This window comes from Citrobacter europaeus (assembly GCF_037482245.1).
In the GTDB taxonomy this organism is placed as follows: domain Bacteria; phylum Pseudomonadota; class Gammaproteobacteria; order Enterobacterales; family Enterobacteriaceae; genus Citrobacter; species Citrobacter europaeus.
The window spans coordinates 3,026,675-3,051,772 of the sequence record NZ_CP148084.1 but is presented as its reverse complement, the minus strand read 5'-3'; the positions used below and the strand labels follow the sequence as shown (position 1 = coordinate 3,051,772).

Below are 25,098 nucleotides of genomic sequence, written 5' to 3'. Positions count from 1 at the left end.
TTATAAGTGCGGTTTTGTTATGGCGATTTTCGGCTGTAACATGTCGCGCTTTAACAAGACTCTAACGGATTGTTTAACCTGAGCCCCGGTCTGATTGTCATTCAGTTTTTGATTTGGAATATAACAGACTGAGCTGTTCGGGAAGGCTGATGACTTCTGTTAAAATACCACGTGAAAGATGGATGTAGCCTTCGGTTTTGAGTATTGCCAGGATCCGCATTATCCCGCTGCGCGAGAGAAATGAGTGATTCATGATATAATTGGCAGCGGTAATATTGTTCCTGATGGACTCAGGCTCATCTATTAACTCAAGAAGGTGAATGCGTATAATCTCATAGGAAGATAGTTGTGATACTGCCAGACAATGAGAGTAGACTTTAGCCGCAGAATAATCTTGCAGTGCAGCAAATGACTTCCAGAGGTTTAATCTGTCGACTATTTCGTATAATTCAGTCTGTGGAATAAGCAGCAGTGTCGATGTTTCTTTTGCTTTGGCATAAAGATGGCGTGAATAGGATAACTGAATGTTAGCGCCAAAGATAAATGGTGCATTTTCTGAGTTGAGCACCATTCCGTCACTGATTCTACAAAGAGATATACTGCCCTTAAGTAAAATTACGCAATACCGCTCATTGTTTTGAGTCAGGCTAATGTGTCGTCTTTTAATGATACTAATTGTGTTACCACGGTGACCAATTGCTTGAAGTAAAATCTCTATATCTTTCGTGGGTTTAACTAATTTTATTAATACGTCATCCTTGACGTGATTTCTGCTGTTCATTGGATTTCCCTTTTTAAAATAATGCTGTGACGTAGTGTTGTATTAAATGTATGAAACGTGATTTTAAAAATAAGTCCAAAGATAGACAAATTTAATCTTGCAAGATTTTTTTCGATATACTAAATTTCATCCGGGTAATGCACGTGGTTTAAATAGGATGAGTTAATGTAACGCGTTATTTGATTGTTGGCAATTATATTTAAATATATCTGGTGATGGTTTCTAATTGATCGAGAGAATAAATTACATAGCAAAGCCCATTCATTGGGTGAATGAATGGGCTTTGCTATATAATTAAATTCAATTTTTTATTGAGCAAAAGTGAGTGTTCTATGAACAGAGTATAGAATGCCAGATTATCCCAGTATCTCCAGCCTGAGTTCCTGTTCATCCATCAGCCCGTACTGAGAGGTTTGTCAGGTCAAATATTGACGAATATCGGAAGGCGCATAGTTTTGTTCCCATAACGCCCTCATCATCAACATATAGGGTTCAACATAAGTAAAAAAGGCCTGATAACTTTCACAAAAATAATTAAGTTGCGGAACACCGCATCGGGAAAGTGCTACGCGATCTTTTGCACAACCACCGTGGCAGGCGAATTCTACTTTGCAACTCGCACATTCTTCTACCAGTGTCGGTTTGGATGATTCTACTCTCTGATTCATCGAGTTTTGCTGCATCGCGGTTGCAATAGGTTGATTGCGGTCACGCATAAAATATTTCGAATTAACAACGCGATCGCAATGATAATTATCATCGTTTATTTTCAGCGCTAACGCGCTATCATCACATGAAGCATAAACACATGTTGGCACAGATAACCCGCACCACGCAGCAAACGCATGCTCAAAGATGGGGATTTTAATCGTACCGATATCCAGACGTACCCAGGTATAAAAAATCGTTTTCAAAAAAATTCCCAGTGCGGCTGGCCCAAGGCTTTGCGCATCTACACCGCCTTGTACAAGCGGTCTAAGTAAGGGAATAAACTGCATATGGCGGCTACCCAGACTTTTTAAATAATGGTAGATGCGCAGCGGATGGTGGCTATTTTCGGTGTTAACGACCGTCAGTGTGCTAAATTCAATATCATATTTTTGCAATAATCTCGCAGCATTTTCAACCTGATAGTTTGTTGATTTACCAGAAATCGTATCGCAGGTATTGTCATGTAATGCAACATCGCTATCCACTGAAATGCAAATCATAAACTGGTTTTTCTTGAAGAACTCACACCATTCATCATCTAAAAGAATTCCGTTGGTTTGAAATGTATTAATAATATTTTTACTTTGCGGATATTGCTGTTGTAGCTCTATGACTCGTTCAAAGAAATGAAGTCCGCCAGGCATTGATTCTCCGTCCTGCCAGGTAAAAACCACATCACTCGCTTCCTCAGTATCAATTTTTCGACGAATAAATAGCTGAAGTGTCGTATCGTCCATACAGTACGTATTGCATGCTGGGGAATGTTCCGTGTTATTGATGCAAAAGCAACTCTTACAGTGTAAATGACATAATGGACTTGAGTTTTTCATCATCACATGGCAACTTTTCATTATCGATTACCCTCATAAAAATATTATGCTATTTGCTTTGTAATATGTGAGGAACAGGTGATGCCATCTATAAAATAAACAGCATCACCTGGGTTATTTATTTTTTACTCACTTCAACACGCATTTCGTTAACTTCGTGGGGAACGATTTTGTGCCCCGATTTCAGATAATCAATCACGACATCAGACATATTATTCCCGGCGCGGACTTGTACATTTTTCCCTTCTTTAAATGCCAGAAAACCATCGCCTCCTAAAGCAAGGAAGGTCGTGGTGGCAACATGGTAAGTCTGCGTATCTTCAATCGCTTTGCCATTGATTGTGAACGATACTATGCGCTGCCCGACCGGATTCTGCGGCATGTAACGCACTTCAGCACCTTTTGACATTTGCAGTATGCCATTGGTGAGAGATGCCCCATGTTCCATGAGATTGCGCAGCTCCTTACCGCTAAGATCCATCTCAGTAAGCTCATTCTTAAAGGGGAAAGTACTGGTAATGTCACCAAAGGTAATGGGACCCGCGTTGAGATCAGCACGTAAACTACCGGAGTTAATCAGTGCGATCTGTGCATCCGGTGCAGCGACGAGCATTGCATCTGTAAGTAAGTTGCCTAGTTGCGATGATTCGCCATAGGCACGGGTTAACATGATCGGGGATTCACCGACTGGCTGACGCACAATATCCGCGAGTTTTTTATTCCAGCCATCGATAACTTTTTGTGTTGTTGGATCAGGTTTCCACTCATCAGCAAAAATTGTTTTCAGCTCGAAGCTTTTAACTTTTTTTGTATTCGCCCCTGGTTCAACATCAAGTATCAATTTACCTACATCGATACCACCACTGTCAGTAGAAAGGATTAGCGTATCCCCCACTTTGATAGGTTCCGGTGTTCCAACATGAGCGTGTCCGGTGATGAGAATATCAAGCCCTTTAACCTGACTAGCGGTCTGAATATCTTTATCCAGTGCACGTCTAACGTCCGTACTACCGATACTGGACTGACGAGCCGGAACGCCTTCGTGAACGAGCGCAACGGTGACGTCAACTTTACCCCGCAACTCATCCAGATAATGCTGCAGATATTTCACCTCATCGCGAGCTTCGATTCCCTGGTTCTTGAGGGCCGCAGCTGATTTATCAAAGCGGTTACTTTTATCATTATCGAGCCCCTGGATCGAGAGTTCTGAAATGGTGTCATTGAATGCATACACACCGTGCAGCCCAATAACGCCAATTTTCACGCCATCCTTTTCCAGGATGGTATACGGTTTGTTCCAGAATGGTATCTCGCTGTCCTTGTGGAATACATTCCCCAACAGAACAGGGAATTTTGCTTTGCTCAACTGCCGCAAGAGATTATCCCAGCCATGGTCGAATTCATGATTACCTATTGATACTGCATCAAAGGGCATAGTATTCATGATGTCAATGATGGCCTGACCCTTAGTCAGGCTGCTGATATACGGCCCGGTAAAATAGTCACCGGCGTCAAAATAAAATGTGGCTTTATTTTTGGATTTTTCCTGCTTGACTAAAGTGCTTATATTAGCGAATCCACCAATTTCACGTTTACCGTCTGCTACATAGGGGACTTTATAAGTATCAACATGAGCATGGAGATCATTGGTATAAATAATGGTGACATCTTTGGCGCAGGCCCAAAATGGCAATGTCAACAGAATACCTGCTGTAATCGTTTTTACCTTCATAGCTAATTCCTTGCAGATTGTTTAAAAAGCGTAACCAACAGTTAAATAGTATGCCCACCCCGTTGAGTCTATAGAGGTGATGTCTCCGTCGCTGTTAAATGCTTTACTACCTTCTTCAAATTGTCCACCATGATAGAAATAACGCAGGGTGGCGCCAAAGTTCCAGTGAGGATAAACCAGACTGAGTACATTTGTGGAAACTATCGAGCTATTTGTTCGGGAGTAAAATTGCTGCTCGCCACCTGATTTTTCTTTTAGGTCTGAACCAAAGTCAAAATTGGTAAAGCCGACGTAATTTAGGTTTCCACCAAATATTGTGGTAATAGGAATGACATATTTTACTTTAAAGCGATAACCATCCCATTCGTTTTCGTTGGCTGCATTGTAATTGTTTCCTTGATATTTGGCATAGATATTTGCAGATAACGTCATCGGTAGTCCCGTTTCAATATCTGTCCCTATCCCCATATACCATGTGCTCTGACGTTGTCCCTCATTGGTTCCTGCATCATAGATATAGTTGTGGGCAAAATACCATTCTTTAAATGGACCAAAGCTTAGGTCGACCCCCGTTAATTTGTCGATGCTAAAGCGTGGTTCTATCTCCATAAAAAACGGAGAACCGTTGTCCCAAATACCGATATCATTATCATTGCCTATACCAAAAAACTTAGGTAAGTCAGCGTAGCCATAGAAATCAAACCAATCCGCATGTGCCCATGCACGATACTCGGGATATAAGTCGGCTCTTTTTAGTGGCCCAAAACGAGTGGAGTTGCTCCCAACTATATTAATACTTTGATGCCACCAGTCTGATACGTATTCATTATTCGCTGAGGCTGCCATTGTTAGCGTAGGGAAAAGCATAAATGCGCCGGATAATATTTGTGTTATTTTTTGCATACGTAGGGGTACCTTCCGCAGATATTTTTTAATAAAGATGGTTCATGTAATGGAAAATATATTCGTGAACCTATTTTGCCGTGCTTACATCGACTACTCTCATTTCAAGATCGGGTTTCAAAGGATTATGAGTCTTGACATAATCAATGATTGACTCAGCAGAGGTAGTACTATTGATAGTTTTGATATTGGTTCCTTTTAAGAACGCTTCAAATCCATCTCCACCCGTCGCGCAAAATGAGTGTGTAACAACCCGATATGTTTTGGTTGGATCCACAGGTTTATTATTAATAGTGAAACTTATGATTCGCTCACCCAAAGGTTTTTTACTGTCATACTCAACATGAATGCTTTTTGAAACTTGCAAAACCCCATTAGTAAGATTAGTTGCGTGGATCATTAAATTGATAAGATCCTTACCGGTGAGATCCATTTCAACAAGTTCGTTATTAAATGGGAAGGTAGTAATTACATCACCATATCGTAAATTTCCTTGTGGTAAATCAGCACGCAATCCTCCACTATTCTGTAATCCCACGACAGCGTCCGGCGCCTTGGCCATCATGGCGTCAATAACTAAATTACCAACAGGTGATGATTCACCATAAGAGCGGGTGAAGGGGGCGGTTGTTGACCCAATGATTTGATCGGTGATATTTTTCAGCTTAGCATTCCATTCATCAATCTTGGCTTGAACTATAGGGTCTGGTTTATATTCGTCTGCAAATACAGTGATTAATTTACCGTCATAACCGTCAATTTTTTTAGTCTGCGTGTTAAAATCCAATACTAATTTACCGATATCAGTACCATACGCATCTGTGGAAACAATGAGTGTGTCATTGACTTTAATTGGCTCAGGTGTGCCCACATGAGCATGTCCTGTAATTAACACATCAATACCCTCAAATTTCTTTGCGGTATCGATATCGGCTTGCAACATTCTGGCTACGTCTTTATTGCCATAACTTGATTGACGCGCTGGCGTACCTTCATGGATAAGCAACACAGTGATATCAACTTTACCTTTTAATGCATCAAGCCCTTTTTGAATATAAGGTGCTTCATCACGGGCCTCTGAACCCGCATAAGCCTTAGCGGCAACGGTGTCATAAAACGCAAATTTTTGATGTATACCAATTACGCCAATTTTTATGCCATCTTTTTCGATAATCGTCCAGGGTTTGTTCCAGACGGGTTTGTCACTGTTAGTATAAAAAACGTTACCCAGCAAAACCGGAAATTTTGCTTTTGATAACTGCTTAACCATATTATCAACGCCATGGTCAAATTCGTGGTTCCCCACGGATACAGCATCAAACGGCATGGTATTCATGATGTCGATAATTGCTTCACCTTTCGTCAAGGTGCTTATATAGGGGCCGGTGAAATAATCTCCGGCGTCGAAGAAAAATACATCTTTGTTTCTTTTCTTCGCATCATTAACGATGGTGGCTATATTCGCAAAACCTCCTACCAGACGTTCTTTATCGACGGCCGGAATTTTCCCTGGAGATACATGAGCATGTAAATCGTTAGTGTAATAGATCGTCACATCCTTTGCGTTAACTGATGCGGCTAACGTTGCGGACAGGCACAATGTAATAAAATTAAGCTTTGTTCTTATCTTCATAGCCAAACCCTTTCAGCTTTATGAGTAATTATTATATTTCAATCAAGATCTCATGCAGATGTTTGCATGTTTTTATTACTTTTCAGTAATGCTTCCATATTCGACTTTAAAGATAAGAAATAGCCAATAAAGCCGAATATTTTCAACTAATGACACCGATTAGAACTTATTAAGGCAATAATACTTATTTTTTCACGTCAGCAACGCGCATACCGTTAAGTTGTTCATCGGTGATGGTGTTACCTGTTTTAAAGTAATCGATCACTGCGTTGTAAACGTAATACCCACCTGTTGTGTTACGCGCTTTACCCTCGGTAAATGTGGTGAAGCCGTCACCACCATCAGCAAGGAAGTTTTGGGTAGCAATGTGATAAACCGTCGCATCTTCAATTGCCTTACCATTAAGTGTAAGTTCCAGGACCCGTTGTCCTACGGGTTTACTGCTGTCGTATTTCATTTCCAGGCCTTTTGATACCTGCAACACGCCATTACTTAAACTTGCGCCATGTTCCATCAGACTACGTAATTGTTTACCGGTAAGATCCATCGTGACCAGTTCGTTAGGGAATGGGAATGTACTAATGACACCGCCCATCGTAATCGCGCCAGACGGGATCTCACTGCGGATACCGCCAGAGTTGGTTAAGGCCAACTGTGCGTTTTTACCCGCAGCGGCCAGCAAAGCATCCGCAGCCAGGTTGCCCAGCGAAGCTGATTCACCATATGCACGTGTTAATTCAACCGGCGACTGCGCCACCGTCTGTCCTACCACTTCGTCAAGTTTCTTATTCCAGCGGTCAATCACCTGCTTTGTTTGCGGATCGGGCTTCCACTCATCTGCGTAAATGGTTTTAAGTTCGAAATTTTTCATCGTAAAACTATGTGGCTTATCTTTGTAGTCCAGTACCAGTTTCCCTACATCGATACCACCGCTGTCTGTCGAGAGGATCAGCGTATTGCCTACTTTAATGGGTTCCGGCGTACCGACATGCGCATGTCCGGTAATCAGAATATCCAGACCTTTCACCTGGCTTGCCGTCTGAATATCCTTATCCAGCGCACGACGTACATCGGTACTTCCTATACTGGACTGACGGGCAGGCGTGCCTTCATGAACCAGTAATACGGTCAAATCCACTTTATCCTTAAGTTCATCAATATAACGCTGTAACCATTTAATCTCATCCCGTGCTTCAATACCTTCGCGCATTGCAGCAGAAACGGTATCATTAAAGGCAAATACGCCGTGCAAACCTATAACGCCAATTTTCACGCCATCTTTTTCAATAATGGTATATGGCTTATCCCAAAACGCTTTATCACTGTTCTGATAAAAAATATTGCCCTGCACAATAGGGAATTTCGCCTGGCTTAGCTGGAGTAACGTATTATCCCAGCCATCATCAAATTCATGATTGCCCATGGTGACAGCATCAAACGGCATGGTATTCATAATATCAATGATCGCCTTGCCCTTCGTTAAGCTGCTGATATAAGGACCGGTAAAATAGTCACCTGCATCAAAAAACCATGTGGCTTTGTTTTTGCTTTTCTCTTTTTTTACCAAAGTGGTGATATTCGCCCAGCCGCCGATATCACGCTTACCATCAGCAATCCACGGCACTTTATAAGGTTCCACATGTGCATGGAGATCGTTGGTATAAATAATGGTGACATCCTTGGCACAGGCCCAGAATGGTAATGTCAACAAAATACCCGCAGCAATCACTTTTAATTTCATAAACTGTTCCTCTATTCACATTTATTCGGGGTATTTTACATTCCGAAAGACATTGATATGTGCGTCTGTTCACACAATCAAATCGAGGTTATAGTTCAAAATCAGCGACCTTTGGAAATCATTGGTGGCTCATGTCGACTTTATTTACAATTAATACCTGCAAGACGTTTGGGTGTCGCAATTTAGGGTTAGCTACATCTGAAGATTACAGCTGGCCGAACTATAGGTTGGGTTATCCGGCATTGCACTGTCGGGCATGTGGGAGTTATCCCCCACTATTTGAAGCACAACAATTTAATGAATGGGTGACTGTTTACTTAAGCGCATACGCCTCTGAAAGTGGCCATTTTTGTCCCGTATGTTATGGCAAGAAAACTATTTGTTATGGTTATAATCCGCAAAGAACACAGCGCGTTCAGTGCTGCGCCTGCAAAAAAGTCTGGACACCTAAGCGGCAATTACCAAGAGAAGTAATATCACCAGAACGGATTGAAACGGTTCCTTTAATTGTACCGTTCCAGGGGGCGGAAGCAGATCAGAAACTCTATGTCCTGCTCAGTTTCGATGCTATCCGAGGTAATATTCTTCATCTATCTACTAATTTTACTCAGCACCCGGTCGGGGAAACCTTACGTTATCTCTGGAGAGGCAATATCGAGCCTGATTTGGATCGCAGTGATATCGTAAAACACGTTGATATGCGTGAGATGCAGTTTTTACAACGCAGTCAGTTCGATGAGATTCAGTATGGAAGTGCGGTACTCAAACGTAACGCCAATGGTTCTATTCTGCGTCCGGTTATATCAGCTCATGGGCATTTTCGGCTGTTGAAGACCCTCTTTCCTGAGATAAAGACACATGTTATTTCTCACGAATGTTTTCTTCGCGGAGCGGTTATTACTGTTTGGGCAGAACTGTTTCGCCAACAACAAGCTGAGCTTTGGTTTATAGAGGAGGATATAAGTGACAGTGATACAAATACTCCCTGGTATTTTCAGGGCAAAACGCGGCATGGCTGGTGGCAAAGTCAGTGGTCGCTTTGGATACAGGAAAAAAACCGTAAGATGGTTTGCCCATTAACCGGCGGGGATGGCAAAAATGCCAGGACAATTTCTTTAACGGCCAGTCGGCGCTATATTCGCTGGCTATACAAACAAACTAATTTTACTCGCAGTACCCAATTATCCGCAGGAAGCGTAACGCAAATACTAATTTCCCTCGCGCATGAATATAACGGTAAACTTTAATAGCGGCTCCTGATGATGAGTCTCGGGTAAATCTTCCCTGTCATGATGTTATGACCTCCTTTTTTGATTGATATCATAAAGGGTTCATGTAGGTACATGAACCCTTGAAATATATGTAATTTAATCGATTACTCGTGCTTTTTAAAAATACATCTCTTTATTAATTTACAGTAATTGAGGCTGTAGTGATTAATGAAGACAGTTCTGTTTCGGCAAATAATCTTGCACGGTAACCCTCTCCAGGGTATTGAGGTGCACCATCAGAATCACTCATGTCGAATTCAAAAATGACATTACCGAGGATGTCAATTTTGAAAAAACGACGACCGTACCACGGTATATCTTCATTGCTACCCATATAGATGTAATCATTGTGAATTCTTAACAAAATAGCATTTATCGATCGATTCGTGAGTAATGATATCTGTGTGTTATTGATGTTGATAATTCTATTTATTAGTGGAATGCATAAGAGGAGCTAGCGGGAGAGGGCGTAATCCATTAGCAAAACGGCTACCGGGTTTCAGTGGGGAACGCAGATAATCTCGTACGCCACATTATCTGTGGCTGGATGAATACGGATACTCGTCTGGCGCAATTCGGGATTCTTGTTGATTACGCGATAGTTGAGATACTGAAGGCGTGCACCCAACTGGGCGACTGTAGTCCATGAAAATCAGGAAGATTTTTCACGCTAACTTATTGAAACCTGATGATATCAGTATTCATAAGTAAGTCTGAAAGCAAAAAGCCTGCTTAGTTTCCTAAGCAGGCTTCTTAAATTTGGCTCCTCTGACTGGACTCGAACCAGTGACATACGGATTAACAGTCCGCCGTTCTACCGACTGAACTACAGAGGAATCGTGTGAACGAGGCGAATATTAGCGATGCCACTCAGCGTTGTCAAAGCCTGAATCGCTAAATTCGATCGTTTGCCGAAATATTCCTCATTTCGCCGATTATTCAGGCGCAACAGGTTGTTTTATGCACTTTTCCCGTTCGGGACGCGGGTATTTCCACAGCCAACGGCCTGTGACCATACGCCAGTAAAATAACGCCGCGCGCACAGCCCAATCGAAGAACATCCCTAACCAGACACCGACTACGCCCCATCCTAAAACGATCCCCAGGGTGTAGCCCACTACGACGCGACAGCCCCACATGCCCAACATTGATACCCACATAGCAAAACGTGCATCGCGAGCACCTTTAAATCCAGCCGGTAATACCCAGGAAGCCGCCCATATCGGCATAAATGCCGCATTGAGCCAAATCAGAATGACAATGACCTCTTTTACATCCTGATCCTGGGTATAAAACGCGGCCATCACGCCAGCAAAAGGGGCGGTTAGCCAGGCGATGGCGGTTAAGCCTATCGTCGACAGCCAGAAAACATGGCGTAACTGGATTTCAGCCTGGGCAATCTGGCCATTTCCCAAACGCCTGCCGGTAATGATTGTCGACGCGGAACCTAAAGCATTCCCCGGGAGGTTGATGAGCGCAGCGATAGAAAATGCAATGAAGTTTCCGGCAATTACGCTGGTGCCCATGCCTGAAACAAACATCTGCGTTAACAGTTTACCGCCATTAAACAGTACCGACTCGATGCTTGCCGGAATACCGATCCCCATAACCTCCCAGATGATGGCGAGATTGAGGGGTTTAAAATAGCTTTTGAAGGGAATACGTAGCGCCGGATTAAAACCAATCATCAGTACCCAAATAATGGCGATTGCACCGATGTAGCGTGAAATGGTTAGCCCGAGTCCGGCCCCCACGAATCCCAACCCTTGCCAGGAAAAGATCCCGTAGATCAGGATGCTGCTGATGATGATATTCAGAATGTTCATGCCGCCGTTAATCAACAGCGGTATTTTGGTATTTCCGGCTCCGCGTAGTGCACCGCTACCGATCAACGCAATGGCTGCCGCCGGGTAGCTGAGCACAGTTAGCTCCAGATAGGTAAGCGCCAAAGCCTTAACGTCTGGCGTTGCTTCACCTGCGACAACGTCAATAATCTGTTGACCAAAATAATGAATGACCGCGGCCAGCACGGTAGCAAAAATCGTCATGATCACCAGCGATTGTCTGGCCGCGGCTCTGGCCCGTCGACGATCCCGTTTTCCCAGACTAAATGCTACAACCACCGTGGTACCCAGATCGATGGCGGCGAAAAATGCCATGATGACCATGTTGAAACTGTCGGCGAGGCCGACCCCAGCCATTGCTTCTTTTCCCAACCAGCTCACCAGGAAGGTACTCAAGACCCCCATCAACAGCACACAGGTGTTTTCCAGAAAAATAGGGACAGCAAGCGGGGTGATTTCGCGCCAAAAGAGAACCTTATAACTCTTGCGTTTGGCATACCAGGGCGTACGGGAAGCGACCTGGCGTAAGGCAGCGGAGACGTTCAAAGTGGACCTTAAAGAAGAAAGTTGAAACCTCATTTCAAATGATGAGGGAGAATCCAAAAAGCTGCAAAGTTTTTTCCATTTAAAATGTCTGTAAATGCAACAAACTGTCGAGAGAAGCATCAATTGATACGCATTCATAGAAATGGGGTTTGACAAAAAAATTTTCGCCGCTAAGATAAGCCTCCACAACGATTCCTCTGTAGTTCAGTCGGTAGAACGGCGGACTGTTAATCCGTATGTCACTGGTTCGAGTCCAGTCAGAGGAGCCATATTTAAGAAGCCCGCTTAAGGAAACTTAAGCGGGCTTTTTGTTATCAATGCATTAGGCGATATCAGGCTTGCCGATGGCTTCCCATCCAGCTTGCCTCAGGTTTCGCAGGACTTTACCCGAACCAGAGGGGCAAGCAGCGTAATCCCCCCCAGCATGGCGGCCATCCCAGCATATACGGCAGGAAAACCCGTCAGTTCAGCAACCAAACCGACAGGAGCAGGTGCCAGCAGCGTACCCAGATAGCCAATGGTAGTAACGATACTCATTCCTGTATTGGTTGATATATCAGGCTGGTTTCCGGCCGCGGAAAAAGCAATTGGTACCAGATTGGCGATGCCGATACCGGCAATAGCGAAACCAACGGTAGCCTGCCAGGGATGATTTGCCACCGCTGCTGCCAGCAGTCCGATTCCAGCCAGCAGACTGGATGTGCGCATCACGAGAATGGCATCGAAACGATTGCGAATGGAATCTCCCAAAAAGCGAAAAATTGCCATGGTTCCCGCGAAGCAGGCAAAGGCAAGACTTGCCGTTTCAGTAGTTGCATTAAGGTTTTTCAGTAAATAACGTGACGACCAGTCAACGACCGCACATTCCGGGATCATGGCCAGCAGAGCAACAACACCGATAACGTAGATAATGTACGAATGATGCGGCTGTTTTTCTTTAATTGAACGCTTAATTCTTATTGATTCGTCTTTGATGACATGTGGGCATACAGACAATGTTATCGCTAACGAAATCGTGCTAATCAAAAACAGGTGCGTCAGAAAACCAAACTGCTTAACCAGATAGCCTCCTATCAGACCAGAAGTGAAAAGCCCAATGCTCCAGAAGCAGTGACAAGAAGATAACACTGTGCGTGACAAGGCTTTCTCGACGGCTACTGCATTCGAATTCATCGCAACGTTCATTGCCCCAATCATGGCACCAAGAAAAAAGAGTATCGGTGTTAACAGGTAGATATCAGGTGCGAATCCCACAGGAATAAGAGCAACTGAGGCTGCGATGGAAAAAATACGCACTATGCGTCGTGAGCCGTATTTTTCCATTGCCATGCCGGATAGCGGCATCATAAATAATGCACCCAGTCCGAAAATAAGTATCAAATGGCCTATTACTTTATCCGTAATGTTAAAACGTGAAACCAGTTGGGCAATTTGCACTGCCCAGGCTCCGGTAACAAATCCATTAACAGAAAATAATGTTGTAACAGCCCAGCGTCCTTTTTGCGCGACTTTCATTAATGGCCCTTTGAACTCTATTCTGTTTCCTGAGATGCGTCTTTTTTATCGATGATCAAAACATGCCCCGGGCAAAATGAAATCGCGATATTTCCATCCAGTCGCGATATGACCTCAACACCGGTAAAGTCTGAAATAACAAGCCGGGCTCCACAGGAAATCAGTTCAGCGCTACCGATCCCGACGCAAAAAGCTCCTGCGGCAACAGCGGAGGTGACGCCACTCTTGGAATCCTCAAAGACGATTGTTTTCTCTGCGGGAATAGCAAGACGTTCGGCTGCAAGAAGATAAGGGTCAGGAAAAGGTTTCCCTTGGGTGACGTCATCACGCTCAACAATAACGGAAATGCAAGACTGAACATGCAGCATCGCTGTCACTCGGTCGATTTTCTCACGCCAACCGCTGGTTACAATGCCAACCTGAATACCTGCGGCATCCAGTACGGTAATAAGTTCTGCGACACCGGGGATAGGATTGTAAGACGCAGTATTTTCAACATGAATAATATGAGCCTGAACTTTTTGCTGGTCAACGAGCGGCAGGTCACTAAAAAGCGCACGAATAGTGTGCGGGCCAGGCTGTCCGTGAATATGTTTGATAATTTCCTGTTCCGATATTGTCTTACCATACATTGCAGCCGCTTCACGCCAGCCTCTTTCAATCACTTCATTTGAATCAATAAGCACACCGTCCATATCAAATAATACGGCAGTAGCTCTCGGGAGGGTATTACACATATTCTATTTCCTAATTATAAATAAGATGCGATTAGCTTAGGCTGGATGCAACGACAATTTGACCTAAAGAGATGCCACCATCATTAGTGGGGACGAGTTGATGACAGTAAACTTTGAGTCCAGCTGCTTGCAGTCGGTCTAGGGTATTGTTGAGTAGAAACTCATTACAAAAGACTCCTCCGCTCAGTACAACTTGCTGTGTCCTGGCAAGTGCAGATAAACGGATAGAGACTGCGGTAATAATCTCCACGATAGTTGAATGAAAGCGCCGGCTTAATTCAGATAAATCGAGGGAGTGTGCTGTTAATTCTGTAATCAGCTCATGAATCATCGGGCGATAATCCACCTCGAGATGGTCTTCTGACTCCACAATCGAGAAGGCGAAAGGATGCGACATATGAAAATCGCTATATAATAACGCTTCTAATTCAATGGCGGCCTGCGCTTCGTATTCAATATGCGTACAAATGCTCAGTAATGCGGAGATGCCATCGAAGAGCCGGCCGATACTGCTGGTTACTGGTGTATTAATCTTTCGGATAGCCATTTTTGCGAAAACGTTTCGCTGGTCTGCAGACAATGTCAGCAGACCAGGAATTGAAAGCTCAGGAATGTGTTCCCCGTAAATTTCCGTTAATAACGAAATGGCTATTCGGATGGGCTCTTTAACCGCGCTATCACCGCCTGGTAGGCCGATATGACGAAGGTGTGCGGCACGTTTAACGCTTCTGGTATCTCCTACAAGAAATTCGCCACCCCAGATAGTGCCATCAACGCCGTACCCTGTACCGTCGAATACAACGCCAATCGTTTTTCCACTGAGTCCGTTTTCAGCCATGCACGAGGCCATGTGTGCATGGTGATGCTGCACCTGAATAACCCGCAGTTGCGATTGCTCCAGTGCACGACGCGTCGAGCGAAATGCCGGATGGAGATCACAGGCCACAACCTTTGGCTCAATATCAAGAAGCTTTTGCAGATGATTAACGCACGAAAGGTGTGATGCAAACGTAAGATCATTTTTGAGATCGCCGATGTGCTGGCTCATAAACACCTTATTACCCTTCGCGATACTCACAGTTGTTTTTAGTTCTGCGCCAAGAGCGATGATCGGAGCAACCCTGGAAGAAAGGTGTACAGGATAGGGGGCATAACCTCGTGAGCGCCGAAGGAATGAAATATTATTACCATGAGCCATAACGCGGACAACGGAATCATCGACACGAGTGTGGATATCACGATCGTTAAGAATAAAATAGTCCGCGATTTCACCCAACTGCGCAATCGCGCTCGTGTTATCAAATACGATAGGATGGCCTGAGAGATTACCACTGGTCATCACCAGGGCTGGCATTGTGCTATCTTCTAGTAGTAAATACTGGAGTGGTGTTGATGGAAGCATGACCCCAATACTGGGGTTATGCGGAGCGATGATTTCCGGCAGTGTGTTTTTGCGTTTACACAGTAATACGATTGGGCGTTCACTGCTTTCCAGAAGTTTTTTTTCCTGCGAGCTGACACTGGCGATACGTGCGGCATGATTTGCATCTCTTACCATAATGGCAAAAGCTTTTGCATCTCTGCGCTTGCGCGTTCTCAGTTGCGAAACGGCATTTTCATTATTCGCATCCACAACCAGATGAAAACCGCCAAGGCTTTTCATCGCAATAATCGCGCCTTCTTTTAGCCTTGCCAGGACAAATTTGACGATATCGTTTGTGATTATCGTTTCGCCGTTGCGAGACCTTAGGTCTAGTTTGGGTCCGCATTCTGGACAAGCATTGGGTTGCGCGTGATAACGGCGATTATTGATGTCATCATACTCATGCTGACAGGCCGGACACATTGCAAAGGCTTGCATTGTTGTTTGAGAACGATCATAAGGCATCGCCTGGATAATTGAATATCGCGGCCCGCAGTTGGTGCAATTAATAAAAGCGTACCGATACCTCGGGTTTCGCGGGTCAGACATTTCATCAAGGCAATCCTGACAGACGTTTGAATCCGGTGGGATGATAGTATCCATTCGCGTCAACTGACGGCTTTTACGGATACTAAACTCTGCGTATTGTTGAACCGAATTTTCTCGCGGTACTTCCACAATACCATTAATACGGGCCATTGGTGGCGGATTAGATACCAGTTCATCAATGAGTTGTGCGATATGTATCGACGTGGCCTGAAGCTCCAGCAATACGCCTTCGGAATCATTAAGTATCCAGCCTGTGGCTTCAAAGCTGCGAGCCAGCCGATGGACTAAAGGACGGAATCCGACTCCCTGGACGATACCGCAAATGCGGTAACGCCGGGTTTCCACGGCGTCGCATTGCTTAGCAGAGTCGTGGCAATTCTGCACCGTAGAGCTCCTCTATTGTTGATACGGTTCCATCCTGTTCAAGCATGCTGACTTTGGCTTGTGGGAAAGTTAATACCTCGCCAATAATCGCGGCCTTTTGCCCAAGCGGGTGCGCCTGTAAGAGTCTGAGCACTTCTTCTGCGCTATCCGATTCTACAAACAAGCAAAGACACCCCTCGTTAGCAAGATTGATGACGTCAACGCCCAGCATGCTAGCCGCCATCGCCGTTTCTGGCTGGATCGGCAAAGATTGTCTCTCGCAACGCATTTCATGTTTTGCTGCGCGCGCATGTTCATGAAGCACCGCAGAGAGACCGCCGCGAGTGACATCCCTCATCGAGGTGATTTTCCCGGCAGGAACGGTATCGAGAAGTTGGCGAATCATCATGTTGAGTGGAGCGCAGTCACTAAGAATATTTCGTTCAAATCCCAGGCCTTCGCGCAGGGATAGCAGGTGAATAGAGTGATTCCCAATATAGCCACTCAGTATTATTTTTTGCCCGGGACGAACGTTTTTAATTGAAACTGGGGAATGTTCAAGAACGCCAACACCCGCTGTGTTAATGAACAGACGATCGGCCTCTCCCTTGCCAACAACTTTGGTGTCCCCGGCAACGATTTTGACGTCGGCCGCAATGGCCGTATCACGGACCGATTCGATAACAGTGACGAGTTCGGATATGGGCATGCCGTCCTCAATAATAAGACTCAGCGTTAGATACAGCGGACGTGCACCACTCACAGCAAGATCGTTGACGGTACCGCATACCGCAATTTTACCGATATCCCCATTACCAAAGATGAGCGGTGTGACAACGAAAGAGTCGGTAGTAAATGCAATTTGTCGCGACGGTAGGTCGAGCAAGGCACTGTCTTCCATGGTCCCCAGATAGGTATCGCCGAGAATTTCCGCAATTAGCTCGACCAGTTCCCGACTAAGGCGAGCGCCTGTGCCATGGTCCAGAACAACGGTATCTGTCTGTTCCAGTGCCTGTATTGATAGATTTTTCATGCGGATGTCCTTTCGTTGCGCTCAGGAAGATCGCCATGTTTTGCCAACAGCGATAAAATCTCAGTCGAAGGAGCAACGGTAGCGCAGTAGCTGGTAAGCCACTCTAAGGCGCGAGTGGTATCATCCGTAGAAGGAGCAAAAACGCAATCCTCTGGCACCCACACGTTGTATCCACGGAAAAAAGCATCTGCGGCTGTGGTTTGAACGCAGACATGCGTTTGCAAACCGGTCACGATAACCGTTTTGATGGCTAAATTTTGCAGCGTTTCATCGAGGTTATTGTTAAAGAAACCACTGTCTCTTCCTTTCACTACGATGAGGTCAGAAGGGTGGAAAATACTGTCGATTATTTGGTTTTCTGGCCGCCCGGCCAAAGCAGGAATTCCGGCAGCGCGATTTTTATAGCGGCGCTGTACTGCGGGGTCGTCAGGATCGTTTATTAACTGCAAATGGATGACAGCCTGGTTTTGATTTCTGACACCATCAAGAAATTGATTAAATGCCGTTAGTTTTTGTTCTAATTCCTGAGCCGAGCGGGTAATTTTATACGTAAACTCATATTGCAAATCATTTGTTAGCACGGCTACATTTGGCATACTTATATTCCATTATAATTAAATATTTATTAAGAGGGCTTTTTTACAGTTTCCTACTGGTCAGTTATGTTTCTTTATTGCCATACCTTGCTATCATGAGCCTGTTATAGGTATTTGTATAATTCCATTTTTTTCAGGGTTCAATAAATGAAAGGAATAGATATAAAACTACTTCGTGCATTTGTTACATTGGCGATGAAAGGAAGTTACAGCAATGCTGCAAAAGCTCTCTTCCTGACGCAACCAGCACTATCGAAGCAGATACAGACGCTGGAACATTTGACAGGTGGCGATCTTTTTTTGCGCGGACGGCATGGCGCAAGTTTAACTGTATTTGGGCAGCAGCTTTTTTCTAAAGCCAATGAGCTTTTACAATCTCATATTGAATTTCTGAACTATGCGAGAGATATTAATTCAAAAAATCGTGAAAAGTTATTTATGGGTTTTGGAATTTCGACATTTCAGCAAGTTCCTAAATGGATAAAACAATTTCATCAGCAAGTACCTGAGTGTGAAATTGTTATTAATCATCTTCCTTCCAGTGTCCAGATGAAAATGCTGTTGGAGGGACGACTGCATATAGGTTTTGTGCGGATGCCTGTAAGTAAAGGCCTGGCTTCATATATTCTTTATGAAGAAACGCTGGCGCTTGCTATGCCGAAGAATAGCGATTTAAATAAGATGAATATTCAGGCTGCACTATCGGCATATCCATTACTTCAACTCGATCCGTCTACCAACCCTTGCCTTGCTGAGCAAACTGCACACTATCTCCAAAGTAACCAACTGAAGGCTGTTCCGGTGTCCGCTACGGATGATATGACATCACTACTGGCATTAATTGCTGGTGGTAATGGCGTCGCCTTTTTACCCGCAAGTGTTCGTACTTTTTTGCCCGCCAATGTTAACTTATTAATGCCTGTGGAGAGGCAAATACGCTGGGATATTGGTGTGGTGTGGAACCCTAAAATAAAAAGTCATCGTCGGGATGAATTTTTGCGCCTGGTTGTGGCAGGTGATACCCCTGTCGTGGCGTAAAAAAGGGGCGTTTTAGCCGCAATGTCTATATGCCGCTCCACCTGATGGGCAGGTGGAGCGTGATGTGTTTAGAATCAGAACTGATAGCTGGCGGTAACGCTGACGTTGCGCGGCTCACCATAGACAATAGAACCGTCGACATTGGTGTCGTAGGTTTTATCGAACAGGTTATTGAGGTTACCCTGCACAGAGAAGTTTTTTGTTACCTGATAGCGGGTGAACAAATCTACCAGGGCATAGCTTCCTTGTTCCGCGCGGAGTGTGCCATAAGGCGTGACCGTATCGCTGTAAACGCGATTCTGCCAGTTAACTCCTCCGCCGACGGTCAGTTCCGGCATAGCTGGCAGGCGATAACGGGTGAACAGTTTGACCGTGGTACGCGGCAGGTTTGGGTTCACCGCATTGCCTTCGTTGTCTTCAGCAACATAGCGTGTCGCGCCAAACGTCATCTGCCAGTTATCGGTGATCGCACCGTTAACTTCGAATTCGACCCCTTTGCTGACTGTACCATCCATTGCTTTATAGGCCGTGTCGCCATTGCTACCGGCGATTGGCGCACCGGTTGATTGCGCCACGTTATCCTGTTCAATGCGGAACACCGCGAGGGTGGTGGTTAAACGGCTATTCATCCAGTCGGACTTCAGGCCAAGCTCATAGTTGTTGCCGGTAATCGGGGAGAGATATTTGCCGGAACTGTCGCGCTTGTTCTGCGGTTGGAAGATTGAGGTATAGCTGGCGTAGGTAGACCAGTTATCGTCAATATCATATACCAGGCCCGCATATGGCGTGGTGTGGTTTTGCTCCATGCTGTAGGTCAGGGTGTCGATACGCCAGTTGGTATAACGCGCGCCGACGATCAAATGCAGTGGGTCGGCCAGCGAAATACGCGTTGCGGCGTAGAGCGATTTCATGTGCGTGGTATCGTCCTGAGCCAATGACTGCGGGTTCCAGTTGGTTTCCGGGAAGTTACCATCGAAGGTATAGAAACTGCCGATTTCATTGGGGAAGACGTTCGCCCACGAGCTTTCATAACGGTTATTCTGTTTACTGTAGCTGCCGCCAAGCATCAGATTATGCTGACGACCAAACAGGTCGTAACCGCCGTCGGCGAACAGATCGACGGCATCCACTTTACGTTTACCGCTGTTCCAGCCGGTTCCACCGACGTAGTCATAGCCCGGGCCATAACTGCCATACGGGCCAACCAGGGTGCCGTCGGCCTTGTTGACATAGGCATCAACGTACATCATTTTACTGTCGAACTTGACCTCGGAGTGGGTGGCGTTCATGGTCGCCTGCCAGGTATCGGCAAAACGTTGTTTGACGGTGACAAACACTTTATTGAAGTCTTTATCGTTGTACGCCCAGTCCGGCGCAGTGCTGCGCGAGCGGTCGTAGCTGTTTTTACTGCCATCGGTATTCCAGCGCGGCAATCCACCCCAGGTTGGGCTGTTGATATCAATGCGCTGGTATTCATAACCTGCAGACAGACTGGTGGTGTCGCCCAGATCGGCATCGACAATCCCGGAGAAGAACATTTTTTCGCTGTTGTAGCGATCAAGCCAGGAATCGTTATTCTGGTAGCCCGCCACGATGCGACCGCGCACGTTGCCGTCTGCAGTGAGCGGGCTTTGCAGATCGGTCACATAGCGTTGTTTATTCCAACTGCCATATTCCGCAGAAACATTACCGGTGAACTCGCGGCTGGTGGCATGCTTTCGGATCATGTTAATGGAGGCGGAGGGGTTACCCGTTCCGGTCATCAGCCCGTTTGCGCCACGGACCACTTCGACACGCTCGAAGAGGGCCGTGTCGGAAAGAGCGTCACCGAGATTCCAGCGGGATTCGAAATAGGTCGGGATCCCATCCACCATGTAGTTATCAATCTGAAATCCGCGAGAGTAGTAGCTGCTGCGATCTGAATCTGCCTGGCTTTTACTTATCCCCAACGTGTTATCCATCACATCGCCCAGCGTTTGCAACTGCTGATCTTCCATGCGCTGTTGGCTGACGATGCTGACCGATTGCGGAATATCGCGCTGCGTCATCTGCATTTTGGTGCCAGCGGTCGTCGATTTAACGCTGTAATCCTGCTCTTCGCTGGATGCGGCTGGAGCAGAACCCTCCACGATCACGGTTTCTTCAGAAGGGGCTGCGAGGCTGGTGGAGGGCAATAGCGCTAACGTGATGCAGGCTGCCAGTAAAGAAGGGGCAACCCCCGGCTGGCGTTGAACATTCCCGTTGAGTGTTGTGAAAGACATCGAAAAGTCCTTGATAATTATTAATATTAAGTTCGAATCACCGGTAGTGTGATGAACCCTTTGGTTGTAAATTATTAAGTGCGCATGTAAATACAAATGCGAAATATACGCATTAACATTCAATGTGTAAACAGATGCTACGCGATAAATGAAATATTGTTTCAGTACTATGCTTAAGCGATAGCGATGGGAAATGGTTATAAGAACAGCAGCGGCAAAGGATTTTGCTTAAATAATCGAGGGTTAAAGTTGAAAGAGCGTGAGTAACTCGCTCATACTCTATACTCGCAGAGTTACCCGGCGTAGCATGGCATAACGCTTGGGCTGTTAATGAAAAAGGAAAACGTCGTGGCAGAAGAAACTATATTCAGCAAAATTATCCGTCGTGAAATTCCGTCGGATATCGTGTACCAGGATGAACTGGTCACCGCGTTTCGTGATATTTCCCCTCAGGCACCTACGCATATTCTGATCATTCCAAACGTCCTGATCCCGACCGTCAACGATGTGACGGCGGAACACGAGCAGGCGCTGGGGCGCATGATCACCGTTGCGGCGAAAATCGCCGAGCAGGAAGGTATTGCTGCAGATGGGTACCGTCTAATCATGAATACCAATCGTCATGGCGGTCAGGAGGTGTATCACATTCATATGCACCTGTTGGGTGGCCGTGCGCTCGGTCCAATGCTTGCGCATAAAGGTCTGTAAGCATGACCAGAGGATGCATTGCACTTTCACTGAGCTTGCTGCTACTGGCTGGCTGTCGGACACATCCTGAAATTCCGGTAAGTGATGAACAGTCGCTGGTGATGGAATCAACGATTCTGGCGGCGGGCATTACAGCAGAACAGCCGACGTTAACCACGTCTGATATTCAGGCCTCGGCATCCTCTCGACTCTATAACGAAAGACAAGAACCCGTTACCGTTCATTATCGGTTTTACTGGTATGACGCCAGAGGGCTGGAAATGCACCCTCTGGAAGCGCCACGCAGCATGACTATCCCGGCTCATTCGTCGGTGATGCTGTACGGCAGCGCCAATTTTCTGGGGGCGCACAAGGTTAGACTTTATCTTTATTTGTAAGGGGTGAATCTTGATGATCAAAATGAATCGCTACGCACTGATTGCCGCGCTGGCGATGTTTCTTTCTGGCTGTGTGGTGCAACGTGAACCCGCACCGGTAGAGGAAGTGAAGCCGGTGCCGGAACAACCCGCGCAGCCGCAACAGCCGGTACCGGTTGTACCAACGGTGCCAACCATACCGCAGCAGCCGGGTCCGATTGAGCATGAGGACCAAACGGCGCAGCCGACGCCACGTCAACGCCACTATGACTGGAACGGGGCTATGCAGCCGATGGTCGGCAAAATGCTGCAGGCTGACGGCGTCAAAGCGGGAGGCGTTCTGCTGGTTGATAGCGTCAATAACCGCACCAACGGCTCGTTGAATAGCGGTGAAGCCACCGAGACCTTGCGTAACGCGCTGGCGAATAACGGTAAGTTTACTCTGGTTTCTGCCCAGCAACTGGCTGTCGCCAAGCAGCAGTTAGGTTTGTCGCCGAACGATAGCCTGGGAACGCGCAGCAAAGCGATTGGGATCGCCCGCAACGTTGGCGCACAGTATGTGCTCTATTCCAGCGCTTCCGGCAACGTCAATTCGCCTGCGCTGCAAATGCAATTAATGCTGGTACAAACTGGCGAGATAATCTGGTCAGGTAAAGGTGCCGTTCAGCAACAATAACCGATTGACGCGCGACGAAGTCTTGTCGCGCTATTTCCCACAGTATCATCCCGTCGCAGCCAGCCAGAGCGGCCTGAGCGGCGGGAGCTGCATAATCGAACATCATACTCACCGCTTAGTGCTGCGTCGTCATCACGACCCTGATTCGCCGGAATCGCATTTCTTACGCCATTATCATGCGTTAAAACATCTGCCAGAAAGTCTTGCGCCGCGCCCTCGCTTTTATACGCGTGGGTGGATGGCGGTCGACTTTTTACACGGCCAGGTAGAATCCAGATTACCGGACGCCGACGAACTCGCTGGCTTATTGTATCATCTGCACCAGCAACCCCGATTGGGCTGGCGAATCAGTCTGCTGCCGTTACTTGAGCAGTACTGGCAGTGTGGCGATCCGGCGCGTCGTACGTCATGTTGGTTACGTGCGCTGAAGCGGCTACGGAAACGCGGTGAGCCTCGACCTTTGCGTCTGGGGCCGCTGCATATGGATGTCCACGGTGACAACATCGTACGTACATCCTCAGGGCTGCGGCTGATTGACTGGGAATATGCTGGTGACGGTGATATCGCCCTGGAGCTGGCGGCGGTATGGGTCAGTGATGAATCCCAGCACCAGCGGCTGGTTAACGCCTACGCTCAGCGATCGCACATTGAGCAAAACGCGCTGTGGCGACAGGTCAGACGATGGCGGCCCTGGGTAATGATGCTAAAGGCGGGGTGGTTTGAGTATCGCTGGCGACAAACCGGCGATCGACAATTTATCAGGCTGGCCGATGAAATCTGGCGGCAGCTAACAATGAAAGGATAAGGAGAGCAGTGTGGGCCCAGTAATGTTGGATGTCGAAGGGTATGAGCTGGACGCTGAAGAGCGTGAGATTCTGGCGCATCCGCTGGTAGGTGGGTTGATTCTCTTTACCCGAAATTATCATGACCCGGAACAGTTACGTGAGTTAGTGCGCCAGATCCGCGCGTCATCGCGCAATCATCTGGTCGTGGCGGTAGATCAGGAAGGCGGACGCGTACAGCGTTTTCGTGAAGGATTTACGCGTTTGCCAGCGGCCCAATCCTTTGCCGCGCTGCACGGTCTGGAAGAGGGCGGCAAACTGGCTCAGGACGCCGGATGGTTAATGGCCAGCGAAATGATCGCCATGGACATCGATATCAGCTTTGCGCCGGTACTGGATGTGGGGCATATCAGCGCGGCAATTGGCGAGCGCTCTTACCATGCCGATCCGCTGAAAGCGCTGGCTATGGCGACCCGCTTCATTGACGGTATGCACGCTGCTGGCATGAAAACCACCGGTAAACATTTCCCCGGACATGGGGCGGTGACGGCGGATTCACACAAAGAAACGCCAACCGATCCACGCTCAGAAGCTGACATTCGGGCGAAAGATATGTCCGTGTTCCAGACGTTGATTACTGAAAACAAACTCGATGCCATTATGCCTGCGCACGTCATCTACAGTGACGTGGATCCACGTCCGGCGAGCGGCTCGCCGCACTGGCTGAAAACGGTATTACGTCAGGAGCTTGGCTTCGATGGCGTCATTTTCTCCGACGATTTGTCGATGGAAGGGGCGGCGATTATGGGAAGCTACGCGGAGCGCGGTCAGGCATCGCTGGATGCCGGTTGCGATATGATCCTGGTCTGCAATAATCGTAAGGGAGCGGTCAGTGTGTTAGATAATCTGTCGCCGATCAATGCAGAACGTGTTACACGTTTGTATCATAAAGGTTCATTTTCACGTCAGGAACTGATGGACTCTGCACGCTGGAAGACGGTAAGCGCCCAGCTCAACCAGCTTCATGAGCGCTGGCAGGAAGAGAAAGCAGGTCATTAACGCAAGTTTG

Annotated in this window: 21 protein-coding genes and 2 tRNA genes; 8 read left to right on the top strand and 15 right to left on the bottom strand. The window is 46.5% G+C overall.

What is annotated here, in order from left to right:
• Positions 1-97 precede the first annotated feature (97 nt).
• The 6 genes from WHR59_RS14450 to WHR59_RS14425 all read right to left on the bottom strand — a co-directional run bounded on the left by WHR59_RS14450 (position 98) and on the right by WHR59_RS14425 (position 8,331).
• Positions 98-781 carry a helix-turn-helix domain-containing protein gene (locus tag WHR59_RS14450; protein WP_075146317.1) on the bottom strand — a complete coding sequence of 228 codons (684 nt, stop codon included), beginning with the start codon at positions 779-781 and terminating at the stop codon, positions 98-100.
• 416 nt (positions 782-1,197) lie between these two features.
• The gene (locus tag WHR59_RS14445) at positions 1,198-2,322 is read right to left on the bottom strand and encodes a radical SAM/SPASM domain-containing protein (RefSeq protein ID WP_338844081.1); all 1,125 of its coding nucleotides are present in this window, start codon (positions 2,320-2,322) and stop codon (positions 1,198-1,200) included.
• A 118-nt stretch (positions 2,323-2,440) separates the two neighbouring features.
• The gene (locus WHR59_RS14440) at positions 2,441-4,054 is read right to left on the bottom strand and encodes a bifunctional UDP-sugar hydrolase/5'-nucleotidase (RefSeq protein WP_338843194.1); all 1,614 of its coding nucleotides are present in this window, start codon (positions 4,052-4,054) and stop codon (positions 2,441-2,443) included.
• A gap of 21 nt (positions 4,055-4,075) precedes the next feature.
• Positions 4,076-4,957 carry a nucleoside-specific channel-forming protein Tsx gene (locus tag WHR59_RS14435; protein WP_075146314.1) on the bottom strand — a complete coding sequence of 294 codons (882 nt, stop codon included), beginning with the start codon at positions 4,955-4,957 and terminating at the stop codon, positions 4,076-4,078.
• Between the two features lie 70 nt (positions 4,958-5,027).
• Positions 5,028-6,590 carry a bifunctional metallophosphatase/5'-nucleotidase gene (locus WHR59_RS14430; RefSeq protein ID WP_172862922.1) on the bottom strand — a complete coding sequence of 521 codons (1,563 nt, stop codon included), beginning with the start codon at positions 6,588-6,590 and terminating at the stop codon, positions 5,028-5,030.
• 184 nt (positions 6,591-6,774) lie between these two features.
• The gene (locus WHR59_RS14425; protein ID WP_075146312.1) at positions 6,775-8,331 is read right to left on the bottom strand and encodes a bifunctional metallophosphatase/5'-nucleotidase; all 1,557 of its coding nucleotides are present in this window, start codon (positions 8,329-8,331) and stop codon (positions 6,775-6,777) included.
• A 131-nt stretch (positions 8,332-8,462) separates the two neighbouring features.
• On the opposite strand from WHR59_RS14425, the gene WHR59_RS14420 reads away from it, so the two are divergent.
• On the top strand, positions 8,463-9,578 hold the full coding sequence (locus tag WHR59_RS14420; protein WP_075146311.1) for a cytoplasmic protein: 1,116 nt from the start codon (positions 8,463-8,465) through the stop codon (positions 9,576-9,578).
• A 160-nt stretch (positions 9,579-9,738) separates the two neighbouring features.
• Here the strand turns inward: WHR59_RS14420 and WHR59_RS14415 are convergent, their stop codons facing one another.
• From WHR59_RS14415 to WHR59_RS14405, 3 genes are all read right to left on the bottom strand, one after another.
• Positions 9,739-9,936: a hypothetical protein gene (locus tag WHR59_RS14415; protein WP_123914909.1), complete on the bottom strand. Its 198-nt coding sequence runs from the start codon at positions 9,934-9,936 to the stop codon at positions 9,739-9,741.
• Positions 9,937-10,362: 426 nt separating this feature from the next.
• A tRNA-Asn gene (locus WHR59_RS14410) sits at positions 10,363-10,438 on the bottom strand.
• 99 nt (positions 10,439-10,537) lie between these two features.
• The gene (locus tag WHR59_RS14405; protein WP_226791866.1) at positions 10,538-12,025 is read right to left on the bottom strand and encodes an EmmdR/YeeO family multidrug/toxin efflux MATE transporter; all 1,488 of its coding nucleotides are present in this window, start codon (positions 12,023-12,025) and stop codon (positions 10,538-10,540) included.
• Positions 12,026-12,185: 160 nt separating this feature from the next.
• Between WHR59_RS14405 and WHR59_RS14400 the strand changes: the two genes are divergently transcribed.
• Positions 12,186-12,261: transfer RNA gene (locus tag WHR59_RS14400), tRNA-Asn, on the top strand.
• 97 nt (positions 12,262-12,358) lie between these two features.
• On the opposite strand, the gene WHR59_RS14395 is transcribed toward WHR59_RS14400, so the two are convergent.
• From WHR59_RS14395 to WHR59_RS14375, 5 genes are read right to left on the bottom strand one after another with little or no spacing between them, the layout of a single operon-like run.
• Positions 12,359-13,507 carry an MFS transporter gene (locus WHR59_RS14395; protein WP_075146310.1) on the bottom strand — a complete coding sequence of 383 codons (1,149 nt, stop codon included), beginning with the start codon at positions 13,505-13,507 and terminating at the stop codon, positions 12,359-12,361.
• Between the two features lie 17 nt (positions 13,508-13,524).
• Positions 13,525-14,244 (bottom strand): HAD family hydrolase, encoded by a 720-nt coding sequence (locus WHR59_RS14390; protein ID WP_043015969.1) that lies wholly within the window; start codon positions 14,242-14,244, stop codon positions 13,525-13,527.
• 31 nt (positions 14,245-14,275) lie between these two features.
• Entirely contained in the window at positions 14,276-16,600 is a 2,325-nt protein-coding gene (gene hypF / locus WHR59_RS14385) for a carbamoyltransferase HypF (protein ID WP_196770169.1), read from the bottom strand.
• Positions 16,575-17,612 carry a hydrogenase expression/formation protein HypE gene (gene hypE, locus WHR59_RS14380; protein WP_100194254.1) on the bottom strand — a complete coding sequence of 346 codons (1,038 nt, stop codon included), beginning with the start codon at positions 17,610-17,612 and terminating at the stop codon, positions 16,575-16,577. The genes hypF and hypE overlap by 26 nt, the downstream gene beginning before the upstream one ends.
• Positions 17,609-18,208, bottom strand: coding sequence for a cysteine hydrolase (locus WHR59_RS14375; RefSeq protein ID WP_075146309.1), 600 nt, complete (start codon positions 18,206-18,208; stop codon positions 17,609-17,611). Before WHR59_RS14375 ends, hypE begins: the two co-directional genes overlap by 4 nt.
• Positions 18,209-18,355: 147 nt before the next feature.
• On the opposite strand from WHR59_RS14375, the gene WHR59_RS14370 reads away from it, so the two are divergent.
• Complete coding sequence (locus tag WHR59_RS14370) at positions 18,356-19,246, top strand: LysR family transcriptional regulator (protein WP_075146308.1); 891 nt, start codon at positions 18,356-18,358, stop codon at positions 19,244-19,246.
• Positions 19,247-19,320: 74 nt separating this feature from the next.
• On the opposite strand, the gene fhuE is transcribed toward WHR59_RS14370, so the two are convergent.
• Positions 19,321-21,507: a ferric-rhodotorulic acid/ferric-coprogen receptor FhuE gene (gene fhuE, locus WHR59_RS14365; protein ID WP_075146307.1), complete on the bottom strand. Its 2,187-nt coding sequence runs from the start codon at positions 21,505-21,507 to the stop codon at positions 19,321-19,323.
• Positions 21,508-21,855: 348 nt separating this feature from the next.
• Here fhuE and hinT point away from each other — a divergent pair, with 348 nt between their 5' ends.
• Genes hinT through nagZ form a run of 5 tightly spaced genes read left to right on the top strand, consistent with a single transcriptional unit; the run spans position 21,856 to position 25,088 of the window.
• Positions 21,856-22,215 (top strand): purine nucleoside phosphoramidase, encoded by a 360-nt coding sequence (gene hinT / locus WHR59_RS14360; RefSeq protein ID WP_016156204.1) that lies wholly within the window; start codon positions 21,856-21,858, stop codon positions 22,213-22,215.
• Positions 22,216-22,217: 2 nt separating this feature from the next.
• Positions 22,218-22,592 (top strand): YcfL family protein, encoded by a 375-nt coding sequence (locus WHR59_RS14355; RefSeq protein WP_043015973.1) that lies wholly within the window; start codon positions 22,218-22,220, stop codon positions 22,590-22,592.
• A gap of 13 nt (positions 22,593-22,605) precedes the next feature.
• Positions 22,606-23,247, top strand: coding sequence for a penicillin-binding protein activator LpoB (gene lpoB / locus WHR59_RS14350; protein WP_047412030.1), 642 nt, complete (start codon positions 22,606-22,608; stop codon positions 23,245-23,247).
• Positions 23,228-24,052, top strand: coding sequence for a thiamine kinase (thiK, locus tag WHR59_RS14345; RefSeq protein ID WP_047412027.1), 825 nt, complete (start codon positions 23,228-23,230; stop codon positions 24,050-24,052). The genes lpoB and thiK overlap by 20 nt, the downstream gene beginning before the upstream one ends.
• Positions 24,053-24,062: 10 nt before the next feature.
• Positions 24,063-25,088, top strand: a complete 1,026-nt coding sequence (gene nagZ, locus WHR59_RS14340) for a beta-N-acetylhexosaminidase (protein WP_043015976.1) — start codon at positions 24,063-24,065, stop codon at positions 25,086-25,088.
• Positions 25,089-25,098: the final 10 nt, after the last annotated feature.

Coding starts and splice junctions, on each gene's coding strand:
- fhuE (WP_075146307.1), bottom strand. CDS start 21,507: ATGTCTTTCACAACACTCAACGGGAATGTTCAACGCCAGCCGGGGGTT.
- lpoB (WP_047412030.1), top strand. CDS start 22,606: ATGATCAAAATGAATCGCTACGCACTGATTGCCGCGCTGGCGATGTTT.
- WHR59_RS14370 (WP_075146308.1), top strand. CDS start 18,356: ATGAAAGGAATAGATATAAAACTACTTCGTGCATTTGTTACATTGGCG.
- WHR59_RS14415 (WP_123914909.1), bottom strand. CDS start 9,936: ATGGGTAGCAATGAAGATATACCGTGGTACGGTCGTCGTTTTTTCAAA.
- WHR59_RS14435 (WP_075146314.1), bottom strand. CDS start 4,957: ATGCAAAAAATAACACAAATATTATCCGGCGCATTTATGCTTTTCCCT.
- WHR59_RS14390 (WP_043015969.1), bottom strand. CDS start 14,244: ATGTGTAATACCCTCCCGAGAGCTACTGCCGTATTATTTGATATGGAC.
- WHR59_RS14355 (WP_043015973.1), top strand. CDS start 22,218: ATGACCAGAGGATGCATTGCACTTTCACTGAGCTTGCTGCTACTGGCT.
- WHR59_RS14375 (WP_075146309.1), bottom strand. CDS start 18,208: ATGCCAAATGTAGCCGTGCTAACAAATGATTTGCAATATGAGTTTACG.
- WHR59_RS14420 (WP_075146311.1), top strand. CDS start 8,463: ATGTCGACTTTATTTACAATTAATACCTGCAAGACGTTTGGGTGTCGC.
- WHR59_RS14395 (WP_075146310.1), bottom strand. CDS start 13,507: ATGAAAGTCGCGCAAAAAGGACGCTGGGCTGTTACAACATTATTTTCT.
- hypE (WP_100194254.1), bottom strand. CDS start 17,612: ATGAAAAATCTATCAATACAGGCACTGGAACAGACAGATACCGTTGTT.
- WHR59_RS14445 (WP_338844081.1), bottom strand. CDS start 2,322: ATGAAAAACTCAAGTCCATTATGTCATTTACACTGTAAGAGTTGCTTT.
- WHR59_RS14450 (WP_075146317.1), bottom strand. CDS start 781: ATGAACAGCAGAAATCACGTCAAGGATGACGTATTAATAAAATTAGTT.
- WHR59_RS14440 (WP_338843194.1), bottom strand. CDS start 4,054: ATGAAGGTAAAAACGATTACAGCAGGTATTCTGTTGACATTGCCATTT.
- WHR59_RS14430 (WP_172862922.1), bottom strand. CDS start 6,590: ATGAAGATAAGAACAAAGCTTAATTTTATTACATTGTGCCTGTCCGCA.
- WHR59_RS14405 (WP_226791866.1), bottom strand. CDS start 12,025: ATGAGGTTTCAACTTTCTTCTTTAAGGTCCACTTTGAACGTCTCCGCT.
- WHR59_RS14425 (WP_075146312.1), bottom strand. CDS start 8,331: ATGAAATTAAAAGTGATTGCTGCGGGTATTTTGTTGACATTACCATTC.